Below are 7,582 nucleotides of genomic sequence, written 5' to 3' on the forward strand. Positions count from 1 at the left end.
TGGCCGTGGTGGTTCCAGTGGGCGAGGTCGCCGGTGCGGTACATGCGGGCGCCGGGGATGCTGCTGTGGGGGTTGGCGGTGAAGCGTTCGGCGGTGAGGGCGGAGCGGCCGAGGTAGCCGCGGGCCAGCTGCTCGCCTGCGAGGTACAGCTCGCCGGAGACGCCGGGGGCGACGGGCCGCAGGGCCGAATCCAGGACGTAGACCTGGGTGTTGGCGAACGGCCGTCCGATGGGGACGGGGCCTTCTTCCGTGCCGTCGAGGCGGTGATCGGTGATGTTGACGGTGGATTCGGTGGGGCCGTAGGCGTTGATGATCTGGACGTGGGGGTGTTGGGTCCGCCAGTCGGTCAGCTGGTCGGTGTGGAGGGCTTCGCCGCCGAGGATGAGGGTGTGGGACGGGGACGCCGTGTCCGGCAGGTTGGTCAGCAGCGGGAGGTGGCTGGGGGTGGCCTTGATCAGGCTGGGCTGGACCTCAGCTTCCTCCAGACTGGTCAGGTGGACCGTTCCGCCGCTGGTGAGGGGTGTCCACAGGGCGGTGATGGTGAGGTCGAAGGCCAGGGGTGAGTGGAGGACGGTCACGCCGGTCATGGCGGTGTAGGTGTTGCGGGCGCGGTGGAGGTAGGTGGCCAGGGCGTGGTGTTCGATGACGACGCCCTTGGGCCGGCCGGTCGAGCCGGAGGTGTAGATCATGTAGGCGGCATGGCGTGCTGACCAGGGGGTCCGTCGTTCCGCGTCCGTGATGTCGCCGGTGGGCCGGTGACCGTATGCGGCAGCCGGTATGGGTTCCCTGAGGGTGAGCGCGGGCCGGGCGTCGTCGAGCATGTAGCTGATGCGCTCGGCGGGGTAGTCCGGGTCGATGGGCAGGTAGGCCGCGCCGGCCTTGAGTACGGCGAGCATGCTGATCACCGCGTCCAGCGACTTGGCCAGCGCGATCGCCACGAAGTCCTCGGCCCCAAGGCCCTCTTCGATCAGGTGCCGGGCGAGCTGGTTGGCGCGCCCGTCCAGTTCGGCGTAGGTCAGGGAGGTCTCCCCGCACACGATCGCCACGGCGTCCGGCGTCAATCGGGCCTGCGCGCTGATCAGTTCGTGCAGCGGTGTCCCGGGAAGCTCGGTCGGAGCCCCGTTCCACTCCGCCAGGACCCGTTCCCGCGTGGCCGGGTCGAGGGTGTCCAGGTGGGCCACGGGACGGTCCGGGTCGGAGATCAGGGTCTCCAGTACCCGCAGCATCCGTCGGCCGAAGTCGCGGGCGTACGCCTCGTCGTAGAGGTCGGGGCGGTAGTCGACGCGGAAGGACAGTTCGGCGCCGCGCATCGTCGCGACGACGTTGACGGCGAAGTGCGTGCCGCCCTTGATGTCGGCCGAGGCGACCTGGAGCCGGTCCGGGTCGGTGGACGTGGTGAGGTCTCCCTCCCAGACCGGGTAGTTCTGGAAGACCATGGCGGTGTCGAAGAGTTCGCCGTGTCCGGCCCAGTGCTGGATGTCGGCGAGTCCGGGCCACTGGTGGTCCAGGAGGCGGGCCTGTTCCCCCTGGAGGCGGCGGAAGAAGTCGCCGAGGGGTTCGGCCTGGTCGAGGCGGGCGCGGACGGGCAGGGTGTTGATGAACAGGCCGATCATGGACTCGACGCCGGGCAGCTCGGGCGGGCGGCCGGAGACGGTGGCGCCGAAGACGACGTCGTCGCGTCCGGTGGCCTGGGCCAGCGCGAGGGCCCAGGCGCCCTGGACGACCGTGTTCATGGTCACGCCCCGACCGCGCGCCCAGGCCGACAGCGCGCCGCTGACCTCGGAGTCCACGGTGAAGGACACCTGCGAGGGAGCGGTCGACGCCGGGCCGGCGTCCGGGGCGAGGAGGGTGGCCTCGTCGAGCCCGGACAGGGACCGCTGCCAGGCCTCCCGGGCGGCGTCCCGGTCGCGGGCGCCGAGCCAGGTCAGGTAGTCGCGGTAGGGGCGGACCCGGGGGAGCGCGGAGGGATCACCCTCGGCGGCGTAGAGCGCCATGAGTTCGCGCAGCAGGACCGGCATGGACCAGCCGTCCAGCACGATGTGGTGGTTGGTCATCACCAGCCGGACGCGGTCTGCGGACAGCCGGATCGCGGTGAAGCGCAGCAGCGGGGGCCGGCCCAGGTCGAACCGGCGGGCACGGTCGGCGGCGGCGAGCCGGTCGGCCTCCGCCCGGCGCTCCTCCTCGGGAAGCGTGCTCAGGTCGGTGTCCTGCCACGGCAGGTCGACCTCGCGCAGGACCAGTTGGGCCCAGGCCCCGTTCTTGCGCTGCCGGAACCCTGCGCGCAGGTTGGCGTGGCGGCGCAGCAGGGCCCCGGCCGCCGCGCGCATCCGGGCGCCGTCGAAGGGGCCCTCCAGGTCGAAGGCCACCTGGCCGATGTAGAGGTCGGGCCCCTCGGTGTGCAGCAGCCCGAGGAACACGAAGCCCTCTTGCAGCGGGGAGAGCGGAAGGATGTCCTCGATCTTGCCGCGCGCACGGGTCGGTTGCTGGCTCACTGCTCAATCTCCCACTCGGACTCAAGGTCGGACTCGAATTCCTCGATCTCGGACTGGCTGAGCGAGCCGAGGGTCACGTCGGACGGGGTCAGGCCGCCGGTGCCGGTCCGGCCGGCCTGCTCCACCAGGGCTTCCAGCGCCCGGAACCATTGCTCGGCCAGGCGGCGGGCGTCGTGATCGGGGACCAGGCGGCGTGCGTAGGTCCACTCCGCGCGCAGTCGGGGGCCGTCCGCCCCCTCGTGGACGACGGCGCTCAGCTCCACCGCGTGGGCCATCGGCGCCGAGGGCCGAGAGGCGGCGAGACCGCCGCCCGTCACGGTCCACGGCTCCCGGGAGCCGGTGGCCGGGGTGACCCGGCGGCCCAGGTAGTTGAAGCCGAAGTCGGGCTCGGGGAGGCGCGCGAGCCGGGACCCGGCGGTGGGGTTGAGGTGGCGCAGCAGGCCGTAGCCGAGGCCGTCGCCCGGTACGGCGCGCAGCTGCTCCTTCACCTGCTTGAGGCCGTCCCGGAGCGCGTCGCCGTCTTGGTGCAGCCGGGCCCAGTCGGCGATGTCCGGGGCCAGCCGCACCGGGTGCAGGGCCGTGAACCAGCCCGCCGTGCGGCTGAGTTCGGCGCCCGGCAGCGCCTCCTCGTGCCGGCCGTGGCTCTCCAGGTCGAGCACGACGGGCGCGTCCGGGTCCTCGCCCCGCCCGCGCCGCCACCCGGCGACGGCGAACGCGAAGGCCGTCAGCAGGACGTCGTGCACGCTCGCGTTGACGCCTCCCGGCACCCGCGTGAGCAGGGCCTCGGTCGTGTGCGGGGCCAGGTCGAGGCCGATGCGTCCGGCGTCGCCCTGGAGATCGCGTCCGCGGTCCAGGCGCAGGGTGCCCGCCCCGGTGAGCGTGTGCTCCCAGTGGGCGGTCTCCGCCTCGACGCGGGGGTCGGTGGCCAGCCGTTGCAGGGAGGTGGCCCACTGCCGCCAGGAGGTGCCCACCGGGGCGGGCTCCTCGCCCCGGTAGGCCGCGGCGAGGTCCGGTACGACGATGCTCCACGTCACCGAGTCGACCACCAGGTGGTGGGCGACCAGGATCAGCACGCCGTCCGTGCCGGATGTGCCGTCCGTACCGCCCGTACTGTCGACCAGGACCGCCTGGAACATGCGGCCCTCGGCCGGTGCGAGGCGGTCCCGTGCGGCGCACGCCGCCTCCGCGAGCAGGGCGTCGCGCTCCTCGCCGGTGGTGCCCGGGGCCCGCGTGACGACGCGCAGGACGTCCGCGGCCGGCACACTGCCCGGGGCGCGTACCTCCGTGCTCCCGTCGGGCAGGACGCGCAGGCGCAGGGCGTCATGGTGGTCGAGCACGCGTTGCAGGGCCGGGACGAGCCGGTCCCGGTCCACCGCGGGCGGCAGGGACACCACGACCGACTGGTTGAAGTCGTCGCCGCCCAGACCAAGTTCGGCTGTACGCGCCATCACGGGGGTCAGCGGGGCGGGACCGTACGGCGGCACCTCTTCGGCCTCCGGAACGGAAGCGGCGCCGTCCCGGTCCGCCAGCGCGGCGGCCAGCCCGGCCGTCGACTGGTGCTCGAAGACGTCGCGGACGGCGAGGGCGAGTCCGGCGGCGCGGGCCCGGCTGACGAGCTGGATGGACAGGATGCTGTCGCCGCCCAGATCGAAGAACCCGTCGTCGACGCCCACCGCGGACAGGCCGAGCACCTCGGCGAAGAGCGTGCACAGCAGCTCCTCGGCAGGGGTGCGGGCACCCCGCCCGGTGGACGCCGCCCCGTAGTCGGGCGCGGGCAGCGCCTTGCGGTCCAGTTTGCCGTTGACGGTCAGCGGCAGGGCGGCGAGGACCACGAACGCCGACGGCACCATGTAGTCCGGCAGCGCCTGGCGGCAGAAGGCACGCAGCGCGTCCGGGTCCACCTCGCCGTCCCGGCCCTCCGCGGCCACCACGTAGCCGACCAGGCGCCGGTCGCCGGGCCGGTCCTCGCGGACGACCACGGCGGCCTGGGCCAGCTCCGGGCGCGTGGACAGGACCGTCTCGATCTCGGCCGGCTCCACCCGGAAGCCGCGGATCTTGACCTGGTCGTCGGCGCGGGCCAGGTACTCCAGTTCGCCCGCCGCGTTGTAGCGGACCAGGTCGCCCGTGCGGTACATCCGCTCGCCGGACCCCCCGTACGGATCGGCGACGAACCGCTCACTGGTCAGGTCGGGACGGTCCAGGTAGCCACGCGCCAGACCGGAGCCGGAGATGAACAGCTCGCCCGGCACGCCGGCCGGCACCGGCTGGAGGTACCGGTCGAGGACGTAGGCCCGGGTGTTCCCCGTCGGCCGCCCGACCGGCAGGCTGCCGCGGGCCTCGTACGGCGCGGTGACCTCGTGCTGCGTCACGCACAGCGTCGTCTCGGTCGGCCCGTAGAGGTGACGCAGTACGACCCGCGGGTGGTGTGCGAGGACCCGGGCCACCGCGGCGGGCGAGACCACGTCGCCGCCGGTCAGCACCTCCCGCACACCGGCGAAGCACTCTGGTGCCTCCTCCGCGACGACCCGGAAGAAACCCGCGGTGAGGTGGATCGCGGTGATGTCGTGAGCGGTGATCAGGTCGCTGATCGCGGCCGGGTCCAGGTGTCCGGGCGGTGCCACGACGACCGTTCCGCCCGAGACCAGGGGCACCCACATCTCGTAGCAGGACACGTCGAACGCGTGCGGGGCGTGCAGCAGCACCCGCTCGTGGACGCCCGGCCGCCAGCAGTGGTCGCGGACCAGGTCCACGACCCCGCGGTGGGTGACCGCGACGCCCTTCGGCATGCCGGTGGAGCCGGAGGTGTACATCACGTACGCGAGATCCTGCGGCCGCAGGCCCACCTCCGGAGCACCGTCGATAGAGCCGGAGACGGAGCGGGAGCCGGAGCGGGAGCAGGGGTCCGCGTCGGCCTCGGAGCCGGTCGGGGCGGCGCCGAACTCGTCGACCACCATCACCCGCGCGCCCAGTTGCCCGGCGCGCGCCGCCTCGGCCCGGTCGGTGAGGATCAGCGTCGCGGCGGTGTCCGCCACCACGTGCCGCATCCGGTCGAGGGGATACGTGTCGTGCAGGGGCACGTAGGCGCCGCCCGCCTTGGCGATGGCCAGTGTCGCCACGACGTGGGCGGGCGACCGCTCCATCAGCATGACCACCGGCGTACCCGGCCGCACCCCCTGCTGCCGCAGCAGCCGGGCCAGCCGGTTCGTACGCGCGTCGAGTTCGGCGTACGACACCGTCGTCCCGCCCCGCACCAGGGCCGGCGCCCCGGGCGTCCGGAGCGCCTGCTCCGCGAAGAGCTCGGGCAGCGTCGCGTCCAGGCCCTCCAGCAGGGGGCCGGTCCCCCGGCCGAGCAGCGAGTGCCGTTCGGACCCGCTCAGCACCGGCACCCGGGACAGCCGCACCCCGGGATCGGCGACGACCGCTTCCAGCGTCCGCACGAACCGCTCCACCAGGGACCGGGCCGTGGAACGGTCGAACAGGTCGGTCCGGAAGTCCAGCGCGCCCGTCAGCCCGGTGCTCCGGCCCTCGCCGTCCCGGACCTCGGCGAGTGCGAACGCCAGGTCGACCTTGGCCGCCCCGAGCCGGCTGCGCTCCGCGCCGACCCGCAGCCCCGGCAGCGCCAGCGAGGCGTCCGGGTCCGTCTCCGCCGTGCTCAGGATCAGCATCACCTGGAAGAGCGGGTGGTGCGCCAGCGTACGGGTCGGGTTCAGTGCCTCGACCAGCCGCTCGAAGGGGAGGTCCTGGTGCGCGTAGGCCGCCAGGTCGGTGCGGCGGGTGTCCTCCAGCAGCTCCCGGAAGGTCGGGTTGCCGCTGGTGTCGTTGCGCAGGACGAGCGTGTTCACGAAGAAGCCGACCAGGTTCTCCGTCGCGTCGTCGGTGCGTCCGGCGACCGGGGTTCCGATCGGGATGTCCTCGCCCGCGCCCAGCCGGGTCAGCAGTACGGCGAGCGCCGCCTGCACCACCATGAACGTACTGGAGTGCGTGGCCCTGGCCAGCTCGGTCAGCCGCGCGCACAGGTCCGCGTCGAGCGAGAAGGCGACCCGGTCGCCGTCCTGGCTCGCCACGGCCGGCCGGGGCCGGTCGGTGGGCAGGTCGAGCTGCTCGGGCAGGCCGGCGAGCTGCTGCTTCCAGTAGGCGAGCTGGCGGCCCGCGGGAGCGTCGGCGTCGGCCTCGTCGCCGAGGAGATCCCGCTGCCAGAGCGCGTAGTCGGCGTACTGCACGGGCAGCGGATCCCACGCCGGAGCATCGCCCGCACAGCGCGCCGAGTAGGCGGCGGCGAGGTCGTGGCCCAGCGGGGCGCGGGACCAGGCGTCGGTGGCGATGTGGTGGATGAGGAGCAGCAGTACGTGCTCCTGCTCCGAGATCCGGAACAGCGTGGCCCGCACCGGGATGCCCGCCGTGAGGTCGAACGCGTGATGAACCCCCGCGGAGAGCATCGCGTCCAGGTCGCTCTCCCCGGTGTCGACCACACCGAGCGGCAGCATGCCGGGCTCCCAGGCGTGGATCACCTGACGAGGGCCCTCGTCGTCCTCGGTGTAGGTGGTGCGCAGGCTTTCGTGGCGGGCGAGGAGGTCGTTGAGTGCGGCGTGCAGGGCGTCGGGGTCGAGGGTGCCGGTGAGGCGGAGGGTGGTGGGGATGTTGTAGGTCGCCGACGGTCCTTCGAGCTGGTGGAGGAACCAGAGGCGTTGCTGGGCGTAGGAGAGCGGGATGCGCTCGGGACGCGGCCTCGCGGTGAGCGCGGCCCGCGCACGGCCGGCCCGGTCGAACGCCCCCGAGAGCCCGGCGATCGTCGGCGTCTCGAAGAACTGCCGCACGGACAGTTCGACGCCGAGTGCGGTGCGGGTTCGGGAGACCAGTCGCGTGGCGAGGAGGGAGTGTCCGCCGAGGTCGAAGAAGTTGTCGTCGATGGTGACGTTCTCGACGCCGAGGACTTCGGCGAAGAGGGTGCAGAGGATTTCTTCGCGGGGGGTGCGGGGCGCTCGTCCGGTGCCGGTCGCCGTGTAGGCGGGTGCGGGGAGGGCGGTGCGGTCGAGTTTGCCGTTGGGGGTGAGGGGCAGGGCGTCGAGGATGACGTAGGCGGAGGGGCGCAT

The 7,582-nt window shown here is 73.3% G+C and carries 2 protein-coding genes; both read right to left on the bottom strand.

All coding sequences use genetic code 11. The features are described 5' to 3' along the window. Positions 1 to 2,492 (bottom strand): amino acid adenylation domain-containing protein (locus tag ACFYZ3_RS38380; RefSeq protein ID WP_388528025.1); only part of this gene is annotated, 2,492 nt, incomplete at its 3' end. Continuing rightward, positions 2,489 to 7,582, bottom strand: a 5,094-nt coding sequence (locus ACFYZ3_RS38385) for an amino acid adenylation domain-containing protein (protein WP_388528028.1), incomplete at its 5' end; no start/stop codon positions are given. The genes ACFYZ3_RS38380 and ACFYZ3_RS38385, both read right to left, overlap by 4 nt.

It is taken from the genome of Streptomyces sp. NPDC001599, from assembly GCF_042893535.1.
GTDB lineage: Bacteria > Actinomycetota > Actinomycetes > Streptomycetales > Streptomycetaceae > Streptomyces.